Annotated in this window: 36 protein-coding genes; 31 read left to right on the top strand and 5 right to left on the bottom strand. The window is 42.5% G+C overall.

Annotation, left to right across the window (positions count from 1 at the left end; all coding sequences use genetic code 11):
- The first annotated feature begins 113 nt into the window (after positions 1 to 113).
- Complete coding sequence (locus tag G563_RS0116200) at positions 114 to 1,055, top strand: threonine ammonia-lyase (RefSeq protein ID WP_037327161.1); 942 nt, start codon at positions 114 to 116, stop codon at positions 1,053 to 1,055.
- 111 nt (positions 1,056 to 1,166) lie between these two features.
- On the opposite strand, the gene G563_RS0116195 is transcribed toward G563_RS0116200, so the two are convergent.
- Complete coding sequence (locus tag G563_RS0116195) at positions 1,167 to 2,618, bottom strand: S41 family peptidase (protein WP_028666235.1); 1,452 nt, start codon at positions 2,616 to 2,618, stop codon at positions 1,167 to 1,169.
- A 165-nt stretch (positions 2,619 to 2,783) separates the two neighbouring features.
- Between G563_RS0116195 and G563_RS0116190 the strand changes: the two genes are divergently transcribed.
- From G563_RS0116190 to G563_RS0116180, 3 genes are all read left to right on the top strand, one after another.
- Positions 2,784 to 3,377, top strand: a complete 594-nt coding sequence (locus G563_RS0116190; protein ID WP_028666234.1) for a MiaE family protein — start codon at positions 2,784 to 2,786, stop codon at positions 3,375 to 3,377.
- Between the two features lie 110 nt (positions 3,378 to 3,487).
- Positions 3,488 to 6,214 (top strand): T9SS type A sorting domain-containing protein, encoded by a 2,727-nt coding sequence (locus G563_RS0116185; RefSeq protein ID WP_084650885.1) that lies wholly within the window; start codon positions 3,488 to 3,490, stop codon positions 6,212 to 6,214.
- Positions 6,215 to 6,281: 67 nt separating this feature from the next.
- Positions 6,282 to 7,010, top strand: coding sequence for a 3-keto-disaccharide hydrolase (locus G563_RS0116180; RefSeq protein WP_084650884.1), 729 nt, complete (start codon positions 6,282 to 6,284; stop codon positions 7,008 to 7,010).
- Between the two features lie 8 nt (positions 7,011 to 7,018).
- Here the strand turns inward: G563_RS0116180 and G563_RS0116175 are convergent, their stop codons facing one another.
- Positions 7,019 to 7,909, bottom strand: a complete 891-nt coding sequence (locus G563_RS0116175) for an alpha/beta fold hydrolase (protein WP_051211021.1) — start codon at positions 7,907 to 7,909, stop codon at positions 7,019 to 7,021.
- A gap of 30 nt (positions 7,910 to 7,939) precedes the next feature.
- Between G563_RS0116175 and G563_RS39300 the strand changes: the two genes are divergently transcribed.
- The 4 genes from G563_RS39300 to G563_RS0116160 all read left to right on the top strand — a co-directional run bounded on the left by G563_RS39300 (position 7,940) and on the right by G563_RS0116160 (position 11,829).
- Complete coding sequence (locus tag G563_RS39300; protein WP_051211020.1) at positions 7,940 to 8,227, top strand: hypothetical protein; 288 nt, start codon at positions 7,940 to 7,942, stop codon at positions 8,225 to 8,227.
- A 30-nt stretch (positions 8,228 to 8,257) separates the two neighbouring features.
- Positions 8,258 to 10,141: a helix-turn-helix domain-containing protein gene (locus G563_RS0116170; protein ID WP_028666230.1), complete on the top strand. Its 1,884-nt coding sequence runs from the start codon at positions 8,258 to 8,260 to the stop codon at positions 10,139 to 10,141.
- Between the two features lie 161 nt (positions 10,142 to 10,302).
- Complete coding sequence (locus G563_RS0116165; protein WP_157585384.1) at positions 10,303 to 10,722, top strand: nuclear transport factor 2-like protein; 420 nt, start codon at positions 10,303 to 10,305, stop codon at positions 10,720 to 10,722.
- An 87-nt stretch (positions 10,723 to 10,809) separates the two neighbouring features.
- Complete coding sequence (locus G563_RS0116160; RefSeq protein WP_028666228.1) at positions 10,810 to 11,829, top strand: proline iminopeptidase-family hydrolase; 1,020 nt, start codon at positions 10,810 to 10,812, stop codon at positions 11,827 to 11,829.
- A gap of 149 nt (positions 11,830 to 11,978) precedes the next feature.
- Here the strand turns inward: G563_RS0116160 and G563_RS0116150 are convergent, their stop codons facing one another.
- Both G563_RS0116150 and G563_RS37065 read right to left on the bottom strand, forming a co-directional pair.
- Entirely contained in the window at positions 11,979 to 12,275 is a 297-nt protein-coding gene (locus tag G563_RS0116150) for a hypothetical protein (protein WP_028666227.1), read from the bottom strand.
- A 669-nt stretch (positions 12,276 to 12,944) separates the two neighbouring features.
- Positions 12,945 to 13,454 (bottom strand): helix-turn-helix domain-containing protein, encoded by a 510-nt coding sequence (locus G563_RS37065; protein ID WP_051211019.1) that lies wholly within the window; start codon positions 13,452 to 13,454, stop codon positions 12,945 to 12,947.
- A gap of 335 nt (positions 13,455 to 13,789) precedes the next feature.
- Between G563_RS37065 and G563_RS0116140 the strand changes: the two genes are divergently transcribed.
- The 17 genes from G563_RS0116140 (at position 13,790) to G563_RS0116065 (ending at position 20,541) form a co-directional block, all read left to right on the top strand.
- The gene (locus tag G563_RS0116140) at positions 13,790 to 14,047 is read left to right on the top strand and encodes a hypothetical protein (protein WP_157585383.1); all 258 of its coding nucleotides are present in this window, start codon (positions 13,790 to 13,792) and stop codon (positions 14,045 to 14,047) included.
- A gap of 12 nt (positions 14,048 to 14,059) precedes the next feature.
- The gene (locus G563_RS38095) at positions 14,060 to 14,215 is read left to right on the top strand and encodes a hypothetical protein (RefSeq protein WP_157585163.1); all 156 of its coding nucleotides are present in this window, start codon (positions 14,060 to 14,062) and stop codon (positions 14,213 to 14,215) included.
- A 37-nt stretch (positions 14,216 to 14,252) separates the two neighbouring features.
- Positions 14,253 to 14,564 (top strand): hypothetical protein, encoded by a 312-nt coding sequence (locus tag G563_RS0116135; protein WP_028666225.1) that lies wholly within the window; start codon positions 14,253 to 14,255, stop codon positions 14,562 to 14,564.
- An 86-nt stretch (positions 14,565 to 14,650) separates the two neighbouring features.
- Positions 14,651 to 14,962 carry a hypothetical protein gene (locus G563_RS0116130; protein ID WP_028666224.1) on the top strand — a complete coding sequence of 104 codons (312 nt, stop codon included), beginning with the start codon at positions 14,651 to 14,653 and terminating at the stop codon, positions 14,960 to 14,962.
- Positions 14,959 to 15,174 (top strand): hypothetical protein, encoded by a 216-nt coding sequence (locus tag G563_RS0116125; RefSeq protein ID WP_028666223.1) that lies wholly within the window; start codon positions 14,959 to 14,961, stop codon positions 15,172 to 15,174. Before G563_RS0116130 ends, G563_RS0116125 begins: the two co-directional genes overlap by 4 nt.
- Before the next feature lie 71 nt (positions 15,175 to 15,245).
- Positions 15,246 to 15,935: a hypothetical protein gene (locus G563_RS0116120; RefSeq protein ID WP_028666222.1), complete on the top strand. Its 690-nt coding sequence runs from the start codon at positions 15,246 to 15,248 to the stop codon at positions 15,933 to 15,935.
- A gap of 251 nt (positions 15,936 to 16,186) precedes the next feature.
- Complete coding sequence (locus G563_RS0116110) at positions 16,187 to 16,657, top strand: hypothetical protein (protein ID WP_028666221.1); 471 nt, start codon at positions 16,187 to 16,189, stop codon at positions 16,655 to 16,657.
- Positions 16,624 to 17,118 (top strand): hypothetical protein, encoded by a 495-nt coding sequence (locus G563_RS0116105; protein ID WP_028666220.1) that lies wholly within the window; start codon positions 16,624 to 16,626, stop codon positions 17,116 to 17,118. Before G563_RS0116110 ends, G563_RS0116105 begins: the two co-directional genes overlap by 34 nt.
- 11 nt (positions 17,119 to 17,129) lie before the next feature.
- On the top strand, positions 17,130 to 17,495 hold the full coding sequence (locus tag G563_RS0116100; RefSeq protein WP_028666219.1) for a hypothetical protein: 366 nt from the start codon (positions 17,130 to 17,132) through the stop codon (positions 17,493 to 17,495).
- Complete coding sequence (locus G563_RS0116095; protein ID WP_028666218.1) at positions 17,458 to 17,850, top strand: hypothetical protein; 393 nt, start codon at positions 17,458 to 17,460, stop codon at positions 17,848 to 17,850. Before G563_RS0116100 ends, G563_RS0116095 begins: the two co-directional genes overlap by 38 nt.
- A gap of 4 nt (positions 17,851 to 17,854) precedes the next feature.
- On the top strand, positions 17,855 to 18,631 hold the full coding sequence (locus G563_RS0116090) for a DNA adenine methylase (RefSeq protein WP_028666217.1): 777 nt from the start codon (positions 17,855 to 17,857) through the stop codon (positions 18,629 to 18,631).
- 134 nt (positions 18,632 to 18,765) lie between these two features.
- Complete coding sequence (locus G563_RS0116085; RefSeq protein WP_157585382.1) at positions 18,766 to 19,074, top strand: hypothetical protein; 309 nt, start codon at positions 18,766 to 18,768, stop codon at positions 19,072 to 19,074.
- A gap of 18 nt (positions 19,075 to 19,092) precedes the next feature.
- Positions 19,093 to 19,404, top strand: a complete 312-nt coding sequence (locus tag G563_RS39220; protein ID WP_051211018.1) for a DUF3850 domain-containing protein — start codon at positions 19,093 to 19,095, stop codon at positions 19,402 to 19,404.
- Positions 19,343 to 19,591: a hypothetical protein gene (locus tag G563_RS38090; RefSeq protein ID WP_157585381.1), complete on the top strand. Its 249-nt coding sequence runs from the start codon at positions 19,343 to 19,345 to the stop codon at positions 19,589 to 19,591. The genes G563_RS39220 and G563_RS38090 overlap by 62 nt, the downstream gene beginning before the upstream one ends.
- 96 nt (positions 19,592 to 19,687) lie before the next feature.
- Positions 19,688 to 19,897, top strand: a complete 210-nt coding sequence (locus tag G563_RS0116075; RefSeq protein ID WP_028666215.1) for a hypothetical protein — start codon at positions 19,688 to 19,690, stop codon at positions 19,895 to 19,897.
- Positions 19,898 to 20,009: 112 nt separating this feature from the next.
- Positions 20,010 to 20,171 carry a hypothetical protein gene (locus G563_RS0116070; protein WP_157585380.1) on the top strand — a complete coding sequence of 54 codons (162 nt, stop codon included), beginning with the start codon at positions 20,010 to 20,012 and terminating at the stop codon, positions 20,169 to 20,171.
- Positions 20,164 to 20,541: a PIN domain-containing protein gene (locus G563_RS0116065; protein ID WP_028666213.1), complete on the top strand. Its 378-nt coding sequence runs from the start codon at positions 20,164 to 20,166 to the stop codon at positions 20,539 to 20,541. Before G563_RS0116070 ends, G563_RS0116065 begins: the two co-directional genes overlap by 8 nt.
- 4 nt (positions 20,542 to 20,545) lie before the next feature.
- Here G563_RS0116065 and G563_RS38085 read toward each other — a convergent pair whose 3' ends face one another.
- Entirely contained in the window at positions 20,546 to 20,761 is a 216-nt protein-coding gene (locus G563_RS38085; protein ID WP_157585378.1) for a hypothetical protein, read from the bottom strand.
- A 243-nt stretch (positions 20,762 to 21,004) separates the two neighbouring features.
- On the opposite strand from G563_RS38085, the gene G563_RS0116055 reads away from it, so the two are divergent.
- The 6 genes from G563_RS0116055 to G563_RS34960 all read left to right on the top strand — a co-directional run.
- Positions 21,005 to 21,397, top strand: coding sequence for a hypothetical protein (locus G563_RS0116055; RefSeq protein ID WP_028666212.1), 393 nt, complete (start codon positions 21,005 to 21,007; stop codon positions 21,395 to 21,397).
- The gene (locus tag G563_RS0116050; protein ID WP_028666211.1) at positions 21,394 to 21,795 is read left to right on the top strand and encodes a hypothetical protein; all 402 of its coding nucleotides are present in this window, start codon (positions 21,394 to 21,396) and stop codon (positions 21,793 to 21,795) included. Before G563_RS0116055 ends, G563_RS0116050 begins: the two co-directional genes overlap by 4 nt.
- Positions 21,792 to 22,586 carry a hypothetical protein gene (locus tag G563_RS0116045; RefSeq protein ID WP_028666210.1) on the top strand — a complete coding sequence of 265 codons (795 nt, stop codon included), beginning with the start codon at positions 21,792 to 21,794 and terminating at the stop codon, positions 22,584 to 22,586. The genes G563_RS0116050 and G563_RS0116045 overlap by 4 nt, the downstream gene beginning before the upstream one ends.
- On the top strand, positions 22,586 to 23,287 hold the full coding sequence (locus G563_RS0116040; RefSeq protein ID WP_028666209.1) for a hypothetical protein: 702 nt from the start codon (positions 22,586 to 22,588) through the stop codon (positions 23,285 to 23,287). Before G563_RS0116045 ends, G563_RS0116040 begins: the two co-directional genes overlap by 1 nt.
- Positions 23,284 to 23,538, top strand: coding sequence for a hypothetical protein (locus G563_RS0116035; protein WP_028666208.1), 255 nt, complete (start codon positions 23,284 to 23,286; stop codon positions 23,536 to 23,538). Before G563_RS0116040 ends, G563_RS0116035 begins: the two co-directional genes overlap by 4 nt.
- Positions 23,535 to 23,772 (top strand): hypothetical protein (locus tag G563_RS34960; RefSeq protein ID WP_037327151.1); only part of this gene is annotated, 238 nt, incomplete at its 3' end. The genes G563_RS0116035 and G563_RS34960, both read left to right, overlap by 4 nt.

The raw sequence follows: 23,772 nt of genomic DNA, 5'->3' as shown, positions 1-23,772 counted from the left end.
TTTTTCTTCTACATTAGGTCTTTTAAAGCGACTTCCTGAGAAATATTCTATTTAGGAGGTTTTGTATTTTTTTCAAAACCTCCTACTTTTATCGCTTCCGTAAACCCATACTTATGATTCCTACTTTATCTGTCATTACAGCGGCGCACGAGCGCATCCGCCCTTATATTCATCAGACACCAGTTCTTACGTGTGAGACTCTCAATCGTTTAAGTGGAGCAGAGGTTTATTTTAAATGCGAAAATTTCCAGAAAATCGGCGCATTTAAAGCACGTGGAGGGGTCAATGCCGTGCTGTCGTTGTCGGAAGAAGAACTCACCAATGGCGTAACCACACATTCGTCGGGCAACCACGCGCAGGCGATTGCGTATGCGGCAGGCTTGGTAGGTACCAAAGCCTATATCGTAATGCCACGCACTGCGCCGCAAGTCAAAAAAGATGCAGTACGCGGCTATGGTGCGGAGGTGATTGAGTGTGAGCCTACGCTCGAAGCCCGTGAAAGTACCGTGGCACAAGTTATGGCAGCGCAGGGAGCTACCATGATTCACCCTTTCAATGACTATCGCGTGATTGCAGGGCAAGCTACGGCCACCAAAGAATTGATTGAAGAAAAAGGAAATTTTGATGTGATTATGGCTCCCGTGGGCGGTGGTGGATTGTTGAGCGGTACCGCTTTGAGTGCTCATTATCTTTGTCCCAAAGCGGAGGTGATAGCGGGCGAACCCGAAGGCGCCGCCGATGCGGTATTGTCCATCAAAACTGGGCATATTGAAAAAGCCCCTTTTATTAATACCATCGCTGATGGATTGCTAACCAATCTCGGTGACAAAACCCTCGAAATCATTCGGGTACATGTGAAAGATATTTTGTTGGTAAGTGACCCCGAAATCATCGAGGCCATGCGCCTGATTTGGGAACGGATGAAAATCATTATTGAACCTTCCTGTGCGGTGCCTTTTGCGGCGCTATTGCGCAACAAAGAGAGATTTTCAGGAAAAAAAGTAGGCATTATTCTTACAGGAGGCAATGTAGATTTGGGTAAATTGCCTTTCTAAGTTTCAGGTTTATGTCTTTTCCAAACTTAGAAAGTCTCTTTTCGGTTTAGAATCAGCTCGATGGCTTTTAGGTAAGACTTTCTAAGTTTTAGGTCTATGTCTTTTCCAAACTTAGAAAGTCTCTTTTCGGTTTAGAATCAGCTTTATGGCTTTTTCCATTTCTACGTCTCGTCCTGAAGCTATATCTTTGGCCGTATAAACAACAGGGTAGTGGGGCTGTACGCCTCTACCTACATTGGGGGCAGAGGTATTGGTTTCAAGTCTAAAATGAGGAAAATTTACTATCATTTTGGTTTGTGGGAGTATTACTTTAGAGGTAAGGCCGCCGCTGCATCCTGCTTCACCTCCACCCGTCTCTTGACCAATCAAAATAGCATTGGTGTGGGCTTTGAGTAAACTCGCCAAAATCGCACCCGCCGAAAAAGTAAAACCGCTCGTGAGTACATATATTTGTCCGTTGAAGTGGCCTTTTTTATAAGGTTTTACGATTTCGATACCGTCGGCAATGCGGCGGTATTGTCCGTTGGGAAGTTGTTTCAATTCTTTGGGATTAAACAAATGATCTTTAGGGGCGGGGGCGATGTGTGCCGTAAAAGATAGCTGATTGACGGGCGCATCGCAGGTTCGAAAATTGGGAATAGCTTGGGTCAGTACATACCTCAAAATATCATCACTGCTACCGGTATCTCCGCCGGGATTGTTGCGTAAATCGATGATTAGGTTTTTAATTTTTTGTTGTTCCAACACCCGAAAAACGCTTTTGTGGAATTTTTTATGATCTTCATATCCAAAGCCATTGCAAGTCATCAGAAGCGTGTGTGGCGCTTCTGATAGCACTTTGAAATTGCGTAGTTTTTCCAAAGCGGCCTTCGCTTGCTGTTTTTTTTCGGCTTTGGAGGGTTTGGAGGAGGTATTTGAAACCACAGTACGTGTTTTTGTAAACACAATACTTTCGCGAACTTCGCCTCGGGGGCTTTTGACGAGCATTCGATACGGAGCTTTGATGTTGTAGAGGTCGTTGATGGTTTCTTCTAACCGATACAAACTCAAAAAGTAATCTTTAAAAGTTTGGTTGTAGCCATCGGCTTGGCAATAATTGCGCGCAGTTTGGATAAATTCAGAAACAGGTCTGTCGTTGATGCGCAAGATTTCGGTGCCGCGTACAAGGGTGGTATCAGAGCAGTTTTTACCCAAAAGTCGGACAAAAAGCTGATTGTTAATGACTTGACAATGAAAAGGAAACCAAGAGTTGTCGTCTTTTTGGGCGTCAAAAGCTTCCGAATTCATCAGATAAGTATGCCCACAGTGGATGTTGGTAATGAGGGGCGCCCACTTAAAAAACAGCTCTTTTTCGCTCATGGGGCGGTCGAGTTGGTTGAAAGCCTTCTCAAAGGCACTGTCCATGCTATCTTTTGGCGTGTACCAATAAAGCCCCGGATGTGCTTCTTCTAAGATATGGCGGAGAAAATTTAGATCGCTTTTAGACTGTTCGACGCTGTAGACCTGAGCGATACTTCGCGCGAAAATGCTTACCAATAAAAAACTCAAGAGTTGTTTTTTCATGCTGTTTGAGGAGAGTTAAGCGAAAATAATACGCTTTTGTGGACTTTTGCAAAAGCTAAATTTAGATAGGAGTATCAGATAAGTAGTTTAAGAAGTGCCAATGATTTTAGAATCCTTAATTTTGTAGGCGTAATTAAGTATTTCCAAAATTAGTCTCCAAACATTATGTCTCTGACGACTTTGGGCCTTGAGCTTCCTACCGATCCGCGCTGGGTCAATATCGCCGAAATGCAATTGGAAGAAATTCTGATTGACCATGCTTATTGCGAACAAAAAGCTGCCTCGGCTTGTATTTCGATGATTGTGCATTATCCCGAAAAAGAAAAATTGGTGGAAGTAATGACCCCCGTAGTAGCCGAAGAATGGGCACATTTCAGGATGGTTTTGAAAGAACTCAACAAAAGAGGTTTTAAATTAGGGCGTGCTCGTAAAGATGAATACGTCAATCGTTTGCAAGAAATTATCAAGAAAAAAGGCGACCGCGAAGAGGTGTTTTTGGACCGATTGCTTCTGTGTGCGCTCATCGAAGCCCGTAGCTGTGAGCGTTTTAAGCTCCTTTCTCAGCATATTGCCGACGAAGATTTACGGAAGTTTTATCATGAGTTGATGATTTCGGAGGCGGGCCATTATCGCAATTTTATTGAACTAGCCGAAACCTACCTGCCTGCCGACAAAGTGCGGTCACGTTGGAAAGAATTACTTGCCGCCGAAGCTCATATCATGCAAACTCTCGAAGTAAGAGGCGACCGAATGCATTAAATAATCTATGCCATTTGATAATTAATGGCGTTTTTGCGATGAAATTTTGCAAATTAACCCTTAACTTGACCAGCACGATTAACTATTGACAGTTAACAAAAAGCCATTTCATGAAATATCAATCTTTACTTATCGGTCTATTATTGAGTGTCTGTCAAGTGTTTGGGCAAACTCGCCCCTATCTTGTCAAAGATATTAATGTAGGAAGTGGGAGCTCGATTCGTTTTGGGGTAACGGGCAACGCCGGAATGTCGCCTTCAGAGCTAAGTCATAATTTTTGCGTTTTTAAGGGCTACTTATACTTCTTTGCGTCGGATGGTTCCAAAATTTCCCTTTGGCGCTCTGATGGTACACGACAAGGAACCTCTATTTTTTTGTCGTTTACATATGCTACCAATATTTTGGGTGACGAATTTGGCGGACTTATTGCCAACGACAATTATTTGTTCTTTTTTGCTAATACTACCACTACAGGTACTGAACTATGGCGTACTGATGGTACTACCGACGGCACAGGCCTTGTAAGAGATTTCAATCCTGGTACGGCAAATGGTATCGTGAGTGCCAACTATCAAGCCGTATTGGGGGCTGAAAACTACGTTTATTTTACGGCTAGAAGCGCGGGCAATATAGGTAACTCTTCCAATGAGCTTTGGCGTACAGATGGTTCAGGGGCAGGAACGAGTGTCATCAGACCTCGCATTGGTAACAACACCGCTACCACTGTGAGTGCGCTTATGCGGTTTAAAGACAAAATTTACTTTACTGCCAATTTTTCTACCACTGGCTCAGAGCTTTGGGTGACAGACGGTACTCAAAACAATACGCAGCTTTTTAAGGAATTTGGTGAAGGAAATATATCTGGACCCGTTTTTTTGGGTCAATACAATTTTGGAAGTGTTGCTACTTCCAATCACCTTTACTTTGTAGATACACGTAGACTGTATCGTACTGATGGTACACCTGATGGGACGGTATTGGTAAAAGAATTGAGCAGTAGCACAGATGTTTTTTCGGCTTCTTCGTCATTAGGTGTACCTAGTAATCTCACCGCAATCGACAATATCGTTTATTTTCTGACGCCGACTCGCCTCACAGGAGTAGGAGGAAGTGCCAATGTAGGTGCTATTTGGCGTAGCGATGGTACAGATGAGGGCACTAGGCTTGTAAGCAATACTTCGGTAGAACGTCCTGAGCGGATTTTTGGATTGAAAAATTCATTCTTGTTATTAGGAAGTTTAAACGGAAACCAAGGCAATCCCGCTATTCAAAGTGGGCTCTGGGGCGCGTCGGTTTCCCAAGCAGTACCTTCACTCATCACATCAAGGGTAGGGAAAGCCCTCGACGTGGGGCCTGACAATACCTATTTGAACTATAACAACAACGCTGTTTTTATCGCTCAAGGCCCCAACCAAGATTTTTATGGCTGGCGTACAGATGGTACTTCGGGAGAAACAGATACACTTTTTAGCCTGACTCCCGCTAGTGGGACTTATTTGTGCGGAATCGTAAACGACATCGCCTTGTATTATGCCAATTCGACAGATCCTAATGTAGGTTGGGAATTGTTTGCGGCTCCTATTGCAATCAAACCTAGCAACTGTACGGTATCGGTTACTATCGAAGCTCCCAACCTAAGGATTCCTTGCAACGGCGGTAGTGTAGCGCTGAATGCTGTTCCTGCCAATGGCAATGGCCCTTTTCTATACCGTTGGAGCAAGGGAGATTCGAGCACTGTCATTGCAACTTCTCAGAGCTTCGTAGCTAGAGAAAGAGGTATATACAAAGTAACCGTAGTAGATGGAAGGGGGTGTACTTCAGCCCCTAGTAATGTGGAAGTGATTCAGCCCATGATGCCTACGCTACGTATTGGAGGAACGCCTTCGGTATGTAGTAATGTAGGCTCTACACTTCGAGCCGAAATAGGGGGAGGAAAATCGCCTTTTACTTACCAGTGGAAAATCGCCAATGTAGAAGTGGATAATAATAAAGATAGCCTTCAGATCAAAGACGGAGGGCAGTATGGCTTGAGTATTGTAGATAGTGAAGGCTGTCTTGTTTCTACAATTGTCAATGTTTCGGAAGATAATGTCCGCCCTACCGTGACAGGTACGTTAGGGTTTTGTCCCAATCAAAGTACGACTCTCACCGCTGCGGTACAGGGTGGAGTAGCACCTTTGACCTATCAATGGAAAAAAGACACGGTCAATGTAGGTACTAATCTCAACACTTATACGGTGAATACAGCTGGTAATGTGACTGTTGTTGTCAAAGATGCACGCGGTTGTATTGGTACTTCGCCTGCGGCGGGTATTGAGGCGTTTGCGCTTCCTCCCGCGACTATTACGGCAACCAAGACGCAAATTATGCCCAACGAAACTACTACCCTTACCGCCAATACGGGTACGGGGCTTAGCTATCAGTGGCAGCAAAACAATAACCCCATTGCCAATGCTACTACCAATGCTTACAGTACTTCACAAGCCGGAACATACCGTGTGCTTGTGACCCGGACAGGTTGCGTGGCTACCTCCAATGAAATCACGGTGGGCATCATTACTTCCATTGAGCCTATCACGGCAGAGATGACGTTGGAGATTTCGCCCAATCCCGTGGCTAATTTGTGTCATATTAAGCTTTTGATGCCCCAAGCGGCGGCGGTATCTTTTCAGTTGACTGATGCTAGTGGAAGGGTTTTGCAAGAATGGAAATCCCCGCAGCCTAGCAAACTTCATCAAAGTACGCTTTCAGTGGCGTCATTGCGTGCGGGTAGTTATTTTATTCAAGCCCAAACTGCCGAAAAACGATTGGCTAAAAAACTGCTAAAAATAGATTAACAACCTACAAAGAGTAATTTAGGAAAGCGATAGACTTCTACATACATCACCCTAAAAAATGTTGTGTATGTCGAAGTTTATCGCTGTATTCCTCTGTGCTTTTGGTCTAGTATGCTCATCAATTCAAGCGCAAAACACGCTCACTGCCCAAGAAAAAAAACAAGGCTGGAAATTACTTTTCAACGGCAAAGATTTGAGTGGATGGCATGCTTACGGAGGGAAGGCGGTAGGGAGTGCGTGGATGATAGAGCAAGGAGCTATCAAATTACATGTACCCAATAGAGGAGGCAATAAAGCCGTTAATGGAGGAGATATAGTAACCGACGAATCGGTCAATGGAGATTTTGAGTTTAAGGCCGAATGGAAAGTAAGCTCACTTGCCAATAGCGGTATTTTCTTTTTTGTGAAAGAAGCACCGCAATACAAAAACATGCACGATACAGGTTTGGAATTGCAGGTACTGGACGATAGAATTTACGAAGGAGCTTCTGAAAACAAACACCGCGCAGGCGATTTTTTTGGCGTAGCCAATGCCCGCGTGCGCGAACTCAATCCCGTAGGAGAGTGGAATCAAGTGCATATGATCCTGAAAAACGGAATGCTCACCGTCACCCTCAACGGCTTTACGATTCAAGAACATAACCTCAAAGGCGCTGATTGGAAGCAAAGAATAGCTGCAAGTGGTCTCAAAAATGCGCCTATTGCTCAAGGAATATACAGCGGATTGATTGGTTTGCAAGATTGGGGGAGCACTGTATGGTATCGCAATATCAAAATCAAAACTGCTGGAAAGTAAAACAAAGCTTATTTGGCCCAATGCGCTTTGACAATTTTTAAAAACGCTCCTAAATCTTCGACAAATAAAGCAGGTTTTTCGTAATGAATATTGTGGCCTGTATGCTCATAAATTTTATGAGTAATGAGACGGGGATGTTGCTTTTGGAGCTTTCTATTTTCAACCTCATAGGGGAAAAGGTCATGCTCTGAAGTAGGGTCTAAGATAAGCATCGGCACCTGTAAATTTCGATATACAATCTTAGGCTCAATGATAGCCATTGATTCCCCAAACAATGTCGATTGGGTAGGTCTCAAAATGTTGTCAATAAACTGAGCTTCATTCGCCATATGAAACAATTTTTCGAGGCCGTTTCCAATGCTCCATTTCCCTTGGTCGTCTGCTGTCAGCCAAGCCAAAAGTTCAAACTGCGTACCACCGCTGCTATAATCATAATAGGTTTTATAAGCTTCATATTCAGTGTCGAATTTGGCGTATGTCACTCTGTCCTTGAAAATATTTTGGACTTGTTGGCGTAATACGGGGTCTTCTAATTGATGATAATGAGTATTGGTCGAAACCGAGCCGCCATCTTCTAGAACCAACCCTAGCACTTTGTCGGGATAAGCATCATAAAAAGCCGTAGCGATAAATCCTCCTCTCGACCAACCGCCAATTACCGCTTTTTTGATTTTTTTTGCTTCCATCAATGTATTGATGTCATCGGCTACGTGATACAAAGACACCTCATGGGGCGGGATTTTGGTAAGGCCATGTCCATAATAATCAATCGCAATGACATAATACCCCTGTTTTACTAAATCTTCGGCAAGCCCTAATAATTCATAGCTATTTGTAAAACTCCCATGCGCCCAAATCAGCGGTGTATGTTGAGGATTACCCCAACTAAGATAATACATCTTCGTATTTTTTGTCTGGATAAAACTCCTATGCGTTTTTTCAAACCTTTTAAATTCGATTTTGGCACTATCATATTTTGGTTTTATATCTACGAAATTGGCAATATTTTGGGAAAAGCTATTAGGCATAAAGCTTATCTGAAGAAAAAAGAAAAGGAGTATTCTTGGCATGAGGTAGCTGTCAATGATGAGCTTTGGGTGGAGTTTCAAATTTACAGCATCGTTTGGAAGATAATAGAAAGCTTTACAAAAACTTTTTTTGAATGTAACCGAATACTCACAACAAAGGAGTTCTTTATGAAATATGAGTATATTTAACCAGAAAAACTCCACGGCCTACTTTAGAAAATGATGACTGATAAGGTCTTTATAGAAAAATTAAATAAGCTGATTGACGATAACCTTGACAATCCCTCCCTTACGATTGATACTATCTGTGAGCAACTTGGGATGAGTCGCTCACGTTTGCATAGATTGCTCAAAGAAGAATCAGAACTTTCGGCAACTTTGTATATTCGTCGGCGTAAATTGCTAAAAGCTAGAGATTTGTTGAAAAATACCGACCTCCGTATTTCGGAGATTGGTGACATGGTAGGCTTGGTCAATCCTCAGAATTTTAGTACTTATTTTATCCAAGAGTTCAAACTCAGTCCTTCTGATTTTAGAAAACAGCAGATACAACACAGTATTCAGACAGAAGCGCGCAGCCTCCAAGAAGAACCACCAATCGTAATTACGGCATCACCACCACCTAAGAAACTGTTTTTGAATAGTATAACACTGAAACGTAGCGGTATATATGTTTTTTGGGGCGTTATGTTTTTAACTGCTATGAGCGCCATCTTGTTGTTGATAAGAAGAGAATCTACCTCTCCGCAGCCTACCCAAAGTTCTTTAGCCATTTTGCCTTTTACAAACCTTGGTACGACCGATACTGAGCCTATCTTAGACGGAGTGATGAGCGAACTTCATACTTCTCTTTCGCTTATCAAAAACCTGAGAGTGATTGCACGCTCGTCTTCCGACCAATATAAAAATACCAAAAAAAGTATTTGGAAAATTGGGGATGAGCTTCATGTAGGCAATGTAATCAGGGGAGCTATTTTGAAAACAGGTGATCAGATTCAAATCAAACTCGAAATGATTGACACCCAAAATGATATTAGACTTTGGTCTAAAACATACAATGGTGCATACAAGGATATTTTTCAACTGACAGACCAAATTGTAAAGGAAGTGGCTGCTCAACTAAAGCTCACTGTGAATGCTTTGGCTAACGAAAAACATACCCGCAGTCCTGAAGCCTATAATATCATGGTACAAGGGCGGCAGCTTTTAGTAAGTCGAATGGATGAAGACCTCTTGGCTAGTATTGTTCGTTTTGACCGTGCTCTCAAAATCGACTCTACTTTTGCAGAAGCCTATGCGCTCAAAGCCTTTGCCTACCATTTACTACGTGGTTCCAATAAGATGGAATCTTCTAAACTTGACGAATTGACCAAAAAAAATGCCCTAAAAGCCATTCAGTTTGATGCAGCCAACAGTTCTGCCTATGGCGTATTGGGAAGTCTTTATTATGCTACTTATCAATGGGGCGCTTCCGAAAATGCCTACCAGATAGCCTTACAGCACAATCCCAACAATGCAGACATTTATCATTGGTATGGCTTACTTATGCGCACTACCGGAAAGCTTGATAAGGCGATTGAGTGTAGTTCACAGGCGATTGCACTTGCACCCCTTCATCCTATCATGCTGAGTGCTCACATTATTAATTGTAGCCTAGCGAGTCGTGGAGAGGAAGCTAGAGCGGGGATTGAAACAGGACAAACCCTTTTCGATAAGTCTTTTTCTTTCAAGATGTCGATTGCTTTATATTGGGTATCCCAGAGTGATTATCCTAAAGCAGTATCGGCTTTTGAAGACGCAATCCGCTTAAATCCAGATGATAAAGGTCAGGTACCTATTTTGATTTACTGCGAAGCCAAACGAGGAAATACCCAAAAAGCCCGCCAATATCTCCAGACATTGGCCGATACTCCCCGTGCTTACTACGAACGGGCGGTGGTATATGCAGGTCTCAATCAGCCCGATAGTAGCCTTATCAATCTCAAAAAAGCCGCTGATGGAGGCTATCTTTATCGCGATACCAAAGTGATGATTGCTTTTAAATCCTACCATTCAAATCCGATTTTTAAATCTGTGATGCGTCAGTTTAATCTGCCTCAATAGCAAACTACCCCTTCCTGCAACAATACACTAAGTTTTGATACAATACACTAAGTTTTTGGCACAATAAGAGAAGCGTTTGTGGAAAGAGAAGGAGAGATTTGCTTCCTGATTTACGAGTTTTTAAATAGTACCATTGTTGAGGTATTTGTACAAAAAGACATATGAGACTTACTTATCCGCTTCAGTTGGTCTTTGCTTTTCATCTCTTAGGGACTTGTCAATCCTCCGACATGACACAAAAGCAAACCGATAATATGAATCTTACTAAAAAACTTCACAAACACCTCAATCGTCAGGATTGGCGGGCGGTAGAGGAACTGTGCGCCGAAAAGCTTCATTACCGAGGACGCGCTACTCATTTTGTAGATGTGGAAGAATCTAAAGCTCTATTTGTGCGTCGATACCAAACATTACTGACCAAAGCCAAACCCTTTGAGATACGACAACTCTATCCGGCAGGTCTCTATCATGTGATTGTGGAAGGGACGGTAGAAGAATATCTGCCCGACAGTTCGTTGGCGGTATGTTTGATTTATACTATCGAAGATAAGCACATTACTCGTTTGTATGCGTATGAATGAACCTAAAGGTAGGGTAAGAATTTCATCCTGAAAATGGACATCCTTTGAAATATACTTTAACTTTATAAAAACTCTTAACCAAAAACTATGCGCGTTATTTATTTTTTCCTAGGGCTGTGTTTGTTAGTGGCTTGCCAGCAAACCAAAACTTCTACATCGGCTACGGTAGCTGATTATTTCTCCTACGGAGATTCGCTCGAATCGGCAGGCGTAAAATTAATCCCCATCAAAACCCCCGTGGGTGACTTTAAGGTTTGGACCAAAAGATTTGGTACCAATCCTAAAATCAAAATCCTGCTCTTGCACGGTGGCCCTGCCATGACCCACGAGTACATGGAATGCTTCGAGACGTTTTTTCAGCGCGAAGCTTTTGAGTTTTATGAATATGACCAATTAGGGTCTTATTACAGCGATCAGCCCAAAGACGACCGCTTATGGACTACCGAGCGATTTGTGGAAGAGGTGGAGCAAGTGCGTCAGGCTATCGGGGCCGATAGTTCTAATTTTTACGTGTTAGGCAACTCATGGGGGGGAATTTTGGGCATGGAATACGCCCTCAAATACCAGAAAAACCTCAAAGGCCTGCTGATTGCAAACATGGTAGCAAGTGCGCCCGAATACGGCAAATATGCCGACGAAGTGCTTGCCAAGCAAATGAAGCCCGAAATCTTGGCCGAAATCAGAGCGCTAGAAGCCAAAAAAGACTTTGCCAATCCTCGCTATATGGAACTACTCCTTCCTAATTTTTACCAAGAGCACATTTGTCGTTTGAAAGAATGGCCCGACGGCCTCAACCGTGCGCTCAAGCATGCCAACAACGAAGTATACACCCTCATGCAAGGCCCCAGCGAATTTGGCATCAGCGGACGACTGGCGCAGTGGGACATCAAAAACCGACTCTCCGAAATCATCGTACCCACGCTCATGATTGGTGCTAAGCACGACACCATGGATCCCAAAGCCATGGAAGAGCAAAGCAAGATGGTAAAAAAAGGGCGCTATTTGTACTGCCCAAACGGTAGCCACCTAGCCATGTGGGACGACCAAAAGGTATTCATGAACGGCGTCATCCAGTTTATTCATGATGTGAATGAAGGCAAATTTTGAGATATCCCCCTCGCCAACTTTTTGGAACTTTGGCGGGGGGGATTGGAAAAAGTTCAAATTCTGTCCAGTAGCAACATATGATTGCTGGCAAGAAAAGCCCAGTAATCAGGATGCAAATAATATTGGTCTGCAGAACAATAATGAGTTGATTATTTTTTAAATAAAGTAAAAGGTTTCACTGTTTCTTTTACCGGATCTAAAAGCCCCAACCTTAAACCAACTTGGTCACCTTCTATTACTTCGTATAATAGATAGCAATTTTTAGTGTTTGGGATTGAAACACAACCCAGAAGCATAGGGGGTGGTGGCACTTCGCCAAAATCACATGAACATTTGTCTGTACTACTAACTTTATAGCTTACTGCTTTATGCGAAATTTCTTTAATGGTATTTGTAAAAGTAGTGGCTGTGATTTTAAGACCTTGACTTTTGTCATTTTCTAACATCCATTCACCAATCAGTAGTTTTTTTTACTCAGCAACTGATACTTTCTTTTGGTCAAAATTTAACTCATCGCCTGGAGGCGGTGGCCCTTGGGCAAAACTAGACTGAAAAATAAATAGGCTAAAAAAGCTAACCAAGAGGACGAAAGAAGTTTTCATGAGGTTTGATTTAGATAACTTTTACTTATTTTAATGATGTGGCGTTCAAGATACCGATTAATAACATAAAAGTAAAACGGATTAAATTGTAAAATTTTTGAAGGTTTTATGCTTTTATGGACTTGTCAGCTGCTGAAGATAATATCAAAATCCAGTGATTTTTCATAAAAGCCATTTGTGAGCTATCAACTGAATCAACGTGTGTCCTTCTGAATAGCTATATTATAGACTCTTGCTTGTTTATCCAACTGGGTTTTAAACTCCCTAAGCTATTTATTAGGAATGAAACTTACTCCACAAATTTTGGTTTTAATTCCTGAAATAGCTGAAAATTAGTAGTTTGTACAGGCTATGAAAACAAAAAACCCTGCTGAAAAGCAGGGTTTTAGTGGTTTCAACACGTCTTAGTGCGATTCTGTGACCCGTAGGGGAACAGAGGCAAAACCCTCAACTTTCTGATAGATAGCCACTTGGAAATGCTGAATTTCCAACTGTGAGCGAAACTGTGAGCAATTACACAACTAGCATTACCGCATTGGGTACAAATTCAAGGACTTTATTCCCTTCTTCATGCACTTTATCAGTAGTAATAGGCATTGGTATAATTTCACAGGTGGCACTTTCGCTCACATCAAGCTTTCCCACTTGACCCATTAAAAACTCAATTTGGCGATCTTTTGCTTCAAGTTGGGTTTGGAAAAATCGACGCATTTCGATGAACTCTTTCTCTAGGCGAGAAAGATATTCTTGTAAATAGTTGTCAGGAGTAGAATAGACACTTGGGAGAATCATTCCATTATTTTCCATTTCCCCTATACCATACTTGAGCCATTCCTTATTTATTTTATATGTCTCACAAATGGCATCTATCACCTTGTCTCTTGGAATCGAATAGTTGTTGACTATTTTGTTAATTGCTGCATGAGAAAGGTTTATAGACTCAGCCAGTTTAGACTGGTTTATACCACGTCGATACATCAATTCCTTGATTCTCGCACCTATTCCATTTTGTTCCATTTTCATGTTAATAGTTAAGTTATGTAACTTTTTAGAGTAATTATTTAAACTTTTACTTTGTGATTTAGAGTAAGTTTAGTTATAAATTGCTAGCGACCGTTAGCTTTTTAGCTTTATATAGTAGTTTAAAGTTGCATTAGTTAATTTAGAAAAGTGTATTTTTTTAACTTTTATCTAATTGGTAGTCAGTTGTTTATGGATTTTAGTAAAAAATATTTACTTTAAAGTGTATTAATGTAACTTTTAATAGTATATTTACATCGCATTTCACAACAAATCAACAACTTTTTGGCAACTTTTCAACAAAAATGTTAGAGATTTTTACTAAACGGTCTAAAAGCATGATAACACTTGAGGAAATTCGTTTGAAGTACCATGACGGTATCATTCCCAAAAAAGCGAGAAGCGAAATCAAATCTGATTTCATGACGCACTTCAACTACTCGACCCCTCAGCAGTATAACATGATGCTGGCCTTGGGTTCGCTTCAAGTGCCTACGCCCAATGAGTTTGATTGGTTGTCGGAAAAGATTGTTCGTTATCATGACTATTACAGCCCCAACAAAAAAGGAAAACAGCTTGAATTAGAAAAGTTATAAACAAGTAACTCTATGAAAATCGCCCCTACCTCCGAAACTCCCAAGCATCATTGGTCGTATCCAGTACTTTTCTGGATTCTCCTTTTTGCCCCTTTCATCGGCGTTTTTAGCCTTGGATTGCCCTTTTACTATTGCTGCCTCACTTGGATTCCATTGTTCTTTTATTAATCCAACACGCTTTTTTCACCATAAACCAATACCTAAAATGAATGAATTTACAAAGTTTTTGGCAGAGTTAGGAGGCGAAGACATTGTGGCAGGAGAAAGCCTTATTCACTGTATTTTTAGTATCCCCAAGTGGGAACCATTTGAGATGTATTTGTGGGTCGATATTTGCCCTCTCAGAAAATGGTTTTACGTAAATCTGATGGTCTTTGAGCATATTATTCCACTAGTTCCCCACTCTAATTATAGCGATTTTGACGATTTTGTGGGTCAATTTCAAGCTCACTCACAAATCAAAGCCACTTTGGATTTCATCAAATCCTCAGAAGTTCATACTGTTCATACCCTGTAAATACTACCGAAGCACTCCTTGACTCAGGTACTAGCTACCTACTTAGCTAGGCAGAATCCTGCCCTCTCTTTAATCCTGCAAAAACCATGACACTTGCTACCAAAGAACGAGAACAAGCCTTACAAAACTTAATAAGTATAGTAGAAGAAGGATTGGCCGCACGAGGCAATGCCCATGCCCAACGAACTGCCCTGCTTCGTATACCCAATTTTGCCAACCAAGCCTCCGTTGCCCCCCTCGACTGGATTGAATGGTACTTCACTCAGAAAAGCCAAAACGCTCCCTCTATCAATGAGGGTATCCATTGCAAGGGATGTGACCGAATCTTTCCCAACCTCTATGCCTACAATGGCCACGGACCCACTAAATGCCAAACCAACCGTTTGAGACAACAATGAAGACTACCACCGAAAGCCGCGAATGGGCAGAACAACTCTGTCAGAAAATCGAAAAGCAGTACCAACGGGTAGAAGTTTGTGAGAAAGCTGTGTTGATAGGTGCATCCTATCCCAACTGGGCTTGCATTCTCAGGTTTGGTAAAACAAAAAAAGGATTGGCCTTACAGCATTTTAGAGCCATAAGGGATTTTTTAGAAGAAAGAATAAACTAGAACTATACCCGATTTCAATACATAAAAGTACTCATTTTCAGTCATTTTTACAAACTTTCACCCCTAAAAAAATGCTCAAAAACACCGTTACCGCAGGGATTTGGTCTCAGTACCAACGTCACGCCGCACCCGCTTCTTTCTTTCCTCGAAAACCTGCTTTTTCAATGGCCAAGACCAAAGCTAAACTAGCCGAGTTTTTCCATTCCAACGAGCAAATCAGAAAACTATGCCAAGAAAACAAGGATACCTATCCACGTATGCACCAAAGCGTTCAGAACACCGCTTGGCAACTCCTCATGCACTACATCAAAAATTGGGGAAAACCTACCGCCCGTGCCTACGAAATCCGCATCACCCACAGCTATCTTAGGAAAGCACTCAACGATAGTTGTTGCATTGCTACTATCAAAAATCATATCAATAAGCTATTGGGTATGTACAAGCCATTTTTGACCGAAAAGTACCGTGGTGGATTGGGACTGCACGACCAAAACACCCCCTGTATCATCCTCAAAGTTAACCCGCTTGTGCTTCAATTTGAGGATGAGAGGCACAACGAAGCCGTCAAGGTCGGCGAACTATCCGCCGAAGAATCACGCTACAAAACCCAACAAACCAACCAAAAACACCGTGTGGTAGGGGCTTCTATCATGGCCGCCAAAGCTCAGGTCGAAAACCAAGCCCAAAAACGCTCCGAAACGCCGTCGGCCATTGCTTCGATTTTTGAAAACTCGTTTGCCCATTTTTTAAAAAGGGAATAGCTAATTTTTGACTATAAGTACAGACACAAGTACTGAATCCGTACCTATCTGTACTCGTCTGAACTTCTGAAAGGACTTTTAGTAAGGTCTTCGACCTTTTATCCCAAAAAATCCTCCCTGTTTCGGTTCAATTTTCCGGAAAGTTGCGGCCCGTTTCGGTTTTTGACTTTGGGTTAGGGGGGGGCGCGGCCCGATTTTTCTTGACAAAATTTACAAACAACTGATTATCAAACAATTAAACAAAATCAATCATGAACACTACCGTATTCAAGCCTGCTACTAAATCCGAAAGCCCCTTTGATGAAGCCAATAGCCTTTTGGCTATCACCATTTACCACCAAAACCCCGTCAATCATCAAGGTAAAAAGAACCTAAAGTATTACCTCAAAAAGAAAATAGACCGCGAATACGACGCCCTTCTCAACGAAGATGAAAGGCTAATGCTCGAACTCAATAGGTCGGTCAGATTCATCGAAAACAAGCTAAAATCACGCTATGGTGACAATCAAATGACCTCCATACAAATCTATTTCAACGACAACAAAGGAGGGACGATTCCCGAAAGTCACCCCAATGCCATGCTTTGCAAACTCAACATCTTCACGAATGGGCAATGTGAGCCTCATATCAACCGAGACATCATTGCGACCCAAGAAGGGGTTGATTTTGTGACCAAAATCATGGAATCATGGCAGTACTACATCCAACAAACCCGTCGATAGCCATGCACTACCCTCACTTTTACTTCAAAAAGTTAGCGGATAAGGCCGAAATCTATATCCAATCCGCCGAAGTGGATTGGATAGAATGGACGCTCATGGCCAAAATCTACCCTCCCTGCCACGATTTTGAAAGGCTCGAACCCCTCAGCCGTACCCCCGAAAATATCCTTCGCATTGCCCATATCAAGACCCTGCTTAAGGACATCGAAAAATGGAAGAAATCGGGGCAACTGTGGCACTATCAAGGGCCAAATCAACGAGGGTTGAAAGTCAGGATTTCCGTTGAGGTCGCTATCATCATTTTTGAGCTGTGTGAGGCTTCCAACAACAAAGAGTTGAACATCCTCAAAGGCAATATCCAAACGCACTTGGCGAAGCATTTCAACCTCTTTTTGGGAGATATGAAACGCGAATCTACCCCCGACAATGAAGAAGATTATCTCTGGTATTTTGAACACTAAACAATCATTCTATGAAACGAATCCAACTCATTTTTCTCTACTTTTTGGTGATTGGAATCATCACCCTTGGTTCTTTATTTATGTCTCCTCCTGTCATTCCGATTGGTCAGGTTTTGGCCGTCGAACGTACCGAAGATTCGACCGAGATAAAAGCCGTTATCACTGCCGAAAACGCACAAATCAAGCTCTTCTTTGTGAAGGCTGTGCCCTACATCAGCCCTGCCCGTATAGACGTGTTCGCCAAGGACATCAATGGAAATCCGCTCTACTACGACCCTCAAACGCTACTTCATGCTATCCCTGATTCTGTTTTTGTAAAATTCAATCTCCCTTACCGAAATGAACAACCAATGGAGCCATCACATCGACCTTTTTGAGCAACAAGGTTACAAGCCACCTTTGACCTTTCCCAAAATCAATCTTGGCGAAAACTACAACAACAAATTGGCCGCTAACCATAGTTTTCAGGTGCTTTTGCCTGAATCTGACCTTTACCAAGTGGGGGAAACTTACGAGATTCAGGTCAAAGGGAAAACCTTCCTGTATGCCATTTGTGAAGCAATCAGCGTCTATCCTTTTTCACGCATCAGCAGCTTTGTATCACGCATTGATAGAGGGATGAAGCTCGAAGAATACCAACGACAACTACAGTTTGAGTTTAGGCACTTGGGAAGCGTCGAAAACCTCAAATTCTACTTCATGAACATGGTCATCGTCAAAAACAAACCCTAATCCAATGTTTTCTACCACCATAAAAAGCGGTGCTTCAGACAAAAGCTACTTTGGAGGCAAAGGGCAAGACGGGGTCTATCAGACTATCATCAACGAAATACCGAAATGCCACGACTATTGGGAGATTTTTGCGGGGAATGCCTCTATTTTTAGGAGATTGACCAACAAAGCCAAAAGGTCATTCCTGATAGAGTCAAATCACAAACAAGCCAAACGACTTGCCCATAGTCTCCAATTGCCCCTTATTAGTTTAGATTACCTTGTGGTCTACGTTTTACCTATTGAAGAGGAAGGAGCATGGGTGGTGTGGGGGTCTGCCTTCCAGATTCTAACCAAGAGAACGGAGGGATATTTACCTGATACTATCGGTACATACATTTTTGTTGACCCGCCTTACCCTCTTTCAACCCGTTCTTCTAACAATCGCTATTTGCACGAACTTACAGATGGTCAACATGAGCTACTTCTTACGAAGTTGTTGCAGTTTGAAAATGCACAAATAGGCATCACCACCTACCCAAACGCCATGTATGAAGAAAGACTAACGGATTGGAGGAAAACTATCTACAGTTCCGTTACAAGAAGTGGTCAAGTTCGCACCGAGCATATGTACCTGAACTACGAGCCTCCCCAAAAACTGCAAGACACCTACTACATCGGCAAGGACTACCGAGAACGCGAAACGCTCAAAAAGCAACAAAAGAATTGGGCCAAGAACTTTGCTCAGATGCACAAGCATCAGCGGCAAGCCATCATCGAAAAGCTTATCAAACTCCTATAAAATTTTGATAGCAAAATACCTATTGATCGTGAAGCCTGGACAGCGCCGCAGCGTCCATTTTGATAGCAAAATAAATGCACTAATCGCTGATGCGCGACGGAGCAGAGCTGCATCAGCCAAACCAACCTAAAAAAATGATAGCAAATTCAGAAAAAAAGGACTTCAAGACTATCACACTCCGTGATATGAACGAAAAACCTGAACTCGTCAACATCATGAACGAAGTCATGGAAAAAGAAGGCATCAAAACGGGTCAGAGTGTCATCGAATACATCATCAAAGACTACGACTGTACCAAAAAAGCGTATCAAGCACTTCAAAAGAAGTCTGAAGAACAATACCGAGACTATTACCGTTGGCGAAATGAGTTTGAGGAGAAATACCAAAAACTCGAAGAGAATATCAATCTAGTCAAAAAAGCCTTTAAAATCTTAATGAAATAACCCTAAAACGACTACTCCATGACACACATACTAAAAACCGAGCCCTTATACTTTTGGGCCATATGGAACCGAAACAAACTGTTTGAGGCACGAAAAGACGACCGTAACTTTCAAGTAGGAGACACCTTACATTTGGTCGAATATTCTTCAGTACTCCAGTCCTATAGCAAATTTTATATCACTGCCGAAATCTCCTTTAAGCTAGAGGGGGAAAGATTCGGAATCAAAAAAGGCTTTTGCATTTTATCCTTAAAAAACCTCCAAAATCATGAACATACGGAAAGAGAAGTATCAGCTATACCTCAAAATAGAGGTATTGAAACGCTTTAAACAATTGTCGCTTGACCTGCATACCTATGCTCATTACCAATCCAATCATGCAAAGTGGAAACTGCAACGGTTCTATTACAAACTCATTTGCAGACTAGCCAGTTGGTCAAAGTCATACGTTCAAAAAACGCTCACCATACAATACATTGAGTATGAAAACTACCCCTCAGATGAAGAATTACTTTAATCAATAAATTCCTATGAAAACCAATACCTTATTTTCGGTAGTGGGCATATTGGCCTTCCTGCTACTATTGGTGATAATCCTAAAACAACTCCTGCCATGCCTGATAAAATAACCTTGACCAGAGAGGCATATCGAAAAGCCTACACCGACCAACTAGAAGTCATTCAAATCTTGAAAAAAAAGGCAATAGGGTTAGCCGAATGCCTTCCCAATTTTGCCGACCAACTCCTCGAAGTAACCATAGAAATAGTCCAAGCCCAAGCTAAGTTTGAGGCTATTCAGGGCATTTGGCAGGATAATAAATGAAAAAACATACACTCTCCCTTTGGGAACGTACAAAGGGAGAATGATGTATCTTGCCATGAATTGTCAAATGAAATTTGTAATTTTGGTGAGTGAAATTAAAATACTTACAACCATGACTGTTATCATCAAACCTAACGCCACCAAAAAGCAGATAGAAGAGGCTTTAGGCAAACTCAAAAAGCCTACTAAAAAATTTGACGTAGATAAGTTCTTCGGTAAAATCAAGTGGGGAGAAGACTCCTTGAAATTTCAACGTGAGTTAAGAGGTGAATAAAGAAGAATACATATTGCTAGATACCAACGCTCTTATCCGTTTGTTGGAAGGGGATATGGCTGTTAAAATCATCCTTGGTGACAAAACCCCCTGCATATCAATCATCACGGAAATGGAAATACAGTGCAAAAAAAACATGACAGCCTCAGAACGTAAGCTAATAAAGGCTTTGTTGGAACAACTCCTGATTTTTGACCTTAATGAACAAGTCAAGACTTTAGCCATTAAAACACGACTCTCCACTTCCCTCAAACTTATGGATGCCATTATTGTAGCTACGGCTCAGTGGCTTAATCTGCCATTGATAAGCAGCGAAACAAAATTTAAGAGTGCTTCCATGATTGATTTGATACTTTTAAGTAATAGGTAAACCTCTACTTCTTGCCATAAAACAACCAAACATCAATGCGGTAAAACTCCGCAAAGGTACGAATGGTGATTTGTTTTAGGTTCAAGGTTTTTCGGATGTAGGCCATTTTATGACGTGCGTAGTGGTCGCCATAAATTTCATTTCGAGTCAGAAATTTCTCATTAACCTCCTTAAACATCCAAGAATTATCTAGCGAAAGAGTTGAGGCAGTTGGTAACATAGCTTCCTTAGTAGGTGACTGTATTATAGTCGCAATTTACCTCAAAATAGTAATATTTAAAAACGTTACATGATGTTACAGCCACGTAACATCATGTAACGTATGTTACGTAACCTCCCATGCGTATAATATGTAACGTGTTTTTTATGTGAGGTTACGTGATAAAACCTCATGTTACGTAAGGGTTACATCACGTAACACATTTTTTGTACTGCATCTTTCGGAAAACTATTTCTTATAAAGATGATTAGTCAACCTTCCCTCGTAGCCCTAACCAAACACCCTTGGCTTTTGGAAGCCAACACGCAATTGCTAAGTTTACGAATCTCTCAATCACTTAGAGATGCTATTGACCAGAAGGTAGAAGAGAGTGGCGAAGGCATTAACAGCATTGTAAGAAAAGTCCTCATTGAAGGATTTGACCCTGACACTACGCCTACACCTAACGCCATTGCTCCACCACCACCCCCACCACCTGCCGCACTCACCCCACAGCAAGAAGCCTACCAAGCCTTTTCCAATCCTTCGATTAAGGCCGCTATCAAGAGCCTAGCCCAAGGCTTGCAGAGCGGAAGTATTGCCCTCAACACGACCGAAATCATCACCCATTTTCTAACCTTTTGCCCCACTTCATGAGACTTGTCATCGTCAACCAAGAAAAGGTGATTACCTACGATTTTGGGGAGTTTACCGAAGAAGAAGCGCAGACTTTTTTTCGGGATGCCATTGAGGCTCTCAAATTCCGCCAACAATTCCCCCTAACGACCATTCAAAACGAGGTTCAGTTGAGGTTATTGACCGACACCTTTGCCAAAATGGGACTTCTCAATGCCAACCCCGAAGCCATACAGGAATGGATGAGACCCTATATTTCTAACGAAATCCAACGCTTGCTCAAGCGCGAAAATACCGCCCAAAAAGCCCGTCGAATCATCGACGAAACCAAGGGTAAAGCCTTCGATTGGCTCAAAATGAAGCTAGTAGACGGCCTTTCTAAATTCTTCTCCAAATTCATAAACCGATTCAACCGATGAATCAATTTCAAAACCTTCGCGATCAGTGGTTAGGCGCAGTGGCACAGGATACTTTGGACACGGCCAAAACCGCCTTTTCAAAAATCCTCGCCGAAAAGCCTGCCGAGCTTCCCCCGCCAAGTACGCCACCCACCCCACCAGAGGCTTATCAAGCGCCTACCCCCATCTTTCAAGCTCCAGTACCGCCGCCAAATGCGGTGGCAGCTGAGCAATTTCCGCGTCAAGCACCGATGCCGCCAATGTATGCCTATCCTTCCCAACCTATGTATGGAATGCCTACGCCTTACATGCCACCCCCACCGCCCCCACGCTACAAAGTGGACGAGGAAAAGATGCGCAGCATGGCCAAATGGAAAGCCACCGTCAACCTCAAGTACGTCGAAACCGCAGGTAGATTTGCCCGTAGTCTCGTGGGTGCCTTGGCCGCTACCAATGCAATGGTAGAGATGGTAGAAAGAGCCGAAAAACTCGACACCACCCTTACCCAAGAAGAGCTTGCAATGATTCCGACCATGCGCAAAGCAGTCGAGAAAAGAAGGACTATTGAGCAATCCAAAACGCACATTCTTTCCGATGATGATATGCGCAATATCTACGAAGAACTCATTTTTCAGGAGATGTGGGACTTGAACGAGCGGGGTGAACTCCGCCTCGAAGACCCTAGAGATTTTCTCAAAAACTACATTCTTCTCACGGGAGCCGAGATTGTAGAATCAGGTAAGGAGGTCATTGTAGAAAAAATATCGGGTGCGGTGGGCAGTGTCAAAAACAAATTTTCTAAGAAAAAGTAATGAACGCAAAGGGTAATATATGGCTTGCCGTGGGTAAGCGAAATGTGGGCAAAACCTACACCGCCTTGCAGTTGGCTACTGAATTTTCAATTAGGGGGTCAGTACGCAAGCATATTCTTGTGTATGACCATACCAACAACTCTAGTTACAACACCCACAACTTAATTCCCCTCACCTTAGAGCAAATCATCTATCTACTACCCCTGCAACAAGAACCCATACGCGGCATCGTGAGGGGCGTAGAGATTGACGAATTTTGTGAGGCCGTGACCCATCACGTCAGCAAAAGCAGTATCCTTTTTGATGATTGTGGGGTGCTTTTTCGGGGAAATCTTACCATAGCCCGCGAAAAACTCCTCAAAACGCCCAAAAACAACGGCAATGAGCTGATTTTTCAAGCCCACAGCATCCGCGAAATCGCCCCCGCCCTGCTCGAACAAGCCAATATGTACATCCTCAAGCAGACGGTAGACGACCCCGAAAACCTACCCCTAAAGCTCATTGCAAGGCGCGAAATAGGGCATTTGCTCACCGAAGTGATTAGGGAAAACTACACGCTCGAATCCAACCAAAAATGGGCTACCCGTATCTACGACACCGAAGATGATGAAATCTGGATTCCTGACTCAAACGGTGACTTTACGATTCACCGAGGCGAAGACTATTTCCCTTTTTCTTACAAAAACAAATACCTCCAATGACCTTCACCGACGACCTTTCAAAAACGAGCCTCGAAGTATTAGAAGCCATGCGGAAAGAGGCACAAAGCAGCCTCAAGCACCTGAAAAAAAATCCCGAAACGCCCGTTACGGTGGTGGCTTTGTACCACTTGGGCAAGGGAGAACTCTTTAGCGTACAGTCCAACCTCCCCCATGAGTTTGTAGCAATCGAACTCGAAAGAATCCTTACCGAAATCAATTTTGCCATCCAAAACCGCACAAAAAAACCATGAATCAGCAACTTCAAAATCAGTATTTTCAGCAAATGCCTCCGCTGCAACCCTCTTACGCTCAAGCTGACGAAGAAACCCCCAAAGAAGAACGCTCAACCTCTTTTTTCTGGATTGTTTTTTGGGTTTTTGTCTTGGTAGGATTGGCATTGTCGGCCTTTTATTTTGGCATTTTGCTTCCTGCCTTATCTAAAATCATGGTCAAGGTCAATGGCCTCACCACCCACCAAAAGTCTC

Source organism: Runella zeae DSM 19591 (genome assembly GCF_000423565.1).
GTDB lineage: Bacteria > Bacteroidota > Bacteroidia > Cytophagales > Spirosomataceae > Runella > Runella zeae.
The sequence above is the reverse complement of the archived record's forward strand: the minus strand, read 5'-3'. Positions and strand labels throughout refer to the sequence as shown.

What these genes read in the sequence shown, in the direction of transcription:
- G563_RS0116200 (WP_037327161.1), top strand. Translation starts at nt 114, where the DNA reads ATGATTCCTACTTTATCTGTCATTACAGCGGCGCACGAGCGCATCCGC.
- G563_RS0116195 (WP_028666235.1), bottom strand. Translation starts at nt 2,618, where the DNA reads ATGAAAAAACAACTCTTGAGTTTTTTATTGGTAAGCATTTTCGCGCGA.
- G563_RS0116190 (WP_028666234.1), top strand. Translation starts at nt 2,784, where the DNA reads ATGTCTCTGACGACTTTGGGCCTTGAGCTTCCTACCGATCCGCGCTGG.
- G563_RS0116185 (WP_084650885.1), top strand. Translation starts at nt 3,488, where the DNA reads ATGAAATATCAATCTTTACTTATCGGTCTATTATTGAGTGTCTGTCAA.
- G563_RS0116180 (WP_084650884.1), top strand. Translation starts at nt 6,282, where the DNA reads ATGTCGAAGTTTATCGCTGTATTCCTCTGTGCTTTTGGTCTAGTATGC.
- G563_RS0116175 (WP_051211021.1), bottom strand. Translation starts at nt 7,909, where the DNA reads ATGTATTATCTTAGTTGGGGTAATCCTCAACATACACCGCTGATTTGG.
- G563_RS39300 (WP_051211020.1), top strand. Translation starts at nt 7,940, where the DNA reads ATGCGTTTTTTCAAACCTTTTAAATTCGATTTTGGCACTATCATATTT.
- G563_RS0116170 (WP_028666230.1), top strand. Translation starts at nt 8,258, where the DNA reads ATGATGACTGATAAGGTCTTTATAGAAAAATTAAATAAGCTGATTGAC.
- G563_RS0116165 (WP_157585384.1), top strand. Translation starts at nt 10,303, where the DNA reads ATGAGACTTACTTATCCGCTTCAGTTGGTCTTTGCTTTTCATCTCTTA.
- G563_RS0116160 (WP_028666228.1), top strand. Translation starts at nt 10,810, where the DNA reads ATGCGCGTTATTTATTTTTTCCTAGGGCTGTGTTTGTTAGTGGCTTGC.
- G563_RS0116150 (WP_028666227.1), bottom strand. Translation starts at nt 12,275, where the DNA reads ATGTTAGAAAATGACAAAAGTCAAGGTCTTAAAATCACAGCCACTACT.
- G563_RS37065 (WP_051211019.1), bottom strand. Translation starts at nt 13,454, where the DNA reads ATGAAAATGGAACAAAATGGAATAGGTGCGAGAATCAAGGAATTGATG.
- G563_RS0116140 (WP_157585383.1), top strand. Translation starts at nt 13,790, where the DNA reads ATGATAACACTTGAGGAAATTCGTTTGAAGTACCATGACGGTATCATT.
- G563_RS38095 (WP_157585163.1), top strand. Translation starts at nt 14,060, where the DNA reads ATGAAAATCGCCCCTACCTCCGAAACTCCCAAGCATCATTGGTCGTAT.
- G563_RS0116135 (WP_028666225.1), top strand. Translation starts at nt 14,253, where the DNA reads ATGAATGAATTTACAAAGTTTTTGGCAGAGTTAGGAGGCGAAGACATT.
- G563_RS0116130 (WP_028666224.1), top strand. Translation starts at nt 14,651, where the DNA reads ATGACACTTGCTACCAAAGAACGAGAACAAGCCTTACAAAACTTAATA.
- G563_RS0116125 (WP_028666223.1), top strand. Translation starts at nt 14,959, where the DNA reads ATGAAGACTACCACCGAAAGCCGCGAATGGGCAGAACAACTCTGTCAG.
- G563_RS0116120 (WP_028666222.1), top strand. Translation starts at nt 15,246, where the DNA reads ATGCTCAAAAACACCGTTACCGCAGGGATTTGGTCTCAGTACCAACGT.
- G563_RS0116110 (WP_028666221.1), top strand. Translation starts at nt 16,187, where the DNA reads ATGAACACTACCGTATTCAAGCCTGCTACTAAATCCGAAAGCCCCTTT.
- G563_RS0116105 (WP_028666220.1), top strand. Translation starts at nt 16,624, where the DNA reads ATGGCAGTACTACATCCAACAAACCCGTCGATAGCCATGCACTACCCT.
- G563_RS0116100 (WP_028666219.1), top strand. Translation starts at nt 17,130, where the DNA reads ATGAAACGAATCCAACTCATTTTTCTCTACTTTTTGGTGATTGGAATC.
- G563_RS0116095 (WP_028666218.1), top strand. Translation starts at nt 17,458, where the DNA reads ATGAACAACCAATGGAGCCATCACATCGACCTTTTTGAGCAACAAGGT.
- G563_RS0116090 (WP_028666217.1), top strand. Translation starts at nt 17,855, where the DNA reads ATGTTTTCTACCACCATAAAAAGCGGTGCTTCAGACAAAAGCTACTTT.
- G563_RS0116085 (WP_157585382.1), top strand. Translation starts at nt 18,766, where the DNA reads ATGATAGCAAATTCAGAAAAAAAGGACTTCAAGACTATCACACTCCGT.
- G563_RS39220 (WP_051211018.1), top strand. Translation starts at nt 19,093, where the DNA reads ATGACACACATACTAAAAACCGAGCCCTTATACTTTTGGGCCATATGG.
- G563_RS38090 (WP_157585381.1), top strand. Translation starts at nt 19,343, where the DNA reads ATGAACATACGGAAAGAGAAGTATCAGCTATACCTCAAAATAGAGGTA.
- G563_RS0116075 (WP_028666215.1), top strand. Translation starts at nt 19,688, where the DNA reads ATGCCTGATAAAATAACCTTGACCAGAGAGGCATATCGAAAAGCCTAC.
- G563_RS0116070 (WP_157585380.1), top strand. Translation starts at nt 20,010, where the DNA reads ATGACTGTTATCATCAAACCTAACGCCACCAAAAAGCAGATAGAAGAG.
- G563_RS38085 (WP_157585378.1), bottom strand. Translation starts at nt 20,761, where the DNA reads ATGTTACCAACTGCCTCAACTCTTTCGCTAGATAATTCTTGGATGTTT.
- G563_RS0116055 (WP_028666212.1), top strand. Translation starts at nt 21,005, where the DNA reads ATGATTAGTCAACCTTCCCTCGTAGCCCTAACCAAACACCCTTGGCTT.
- G563_RS0116050 (WP_028666211.1), top strand. Translation starts at nt 21,394, where the DNA reads ATGAGACTTGTCATCGTCAACCAAGAAAAGGTGATTACCTACGATTTT.
- G563_RS0116045 (WP_028666210.1), top strand. Translation starts at nt 21,792, where the DNA reads ATGAATCAATTTCAAAACCTTCGCGATCAGTGGTTAGGCGCAGTGGCA.
- G563_RS0116040 (WP_028666209.1), top strand. Translation starts at nt 22,586, where the DNA reads ATGAACGCAAAGGGTAATATATGGCTTGCCGTGGGTAAGCGAAATGTG.
- G563_RS0116035 (WP_028666208.1), top strand. Translation starts at nt 23,284, where the DNA reads ATGACCTTCACCGACGACCTTTCAAAAACGAGCCTCGAAGTATTAGAA.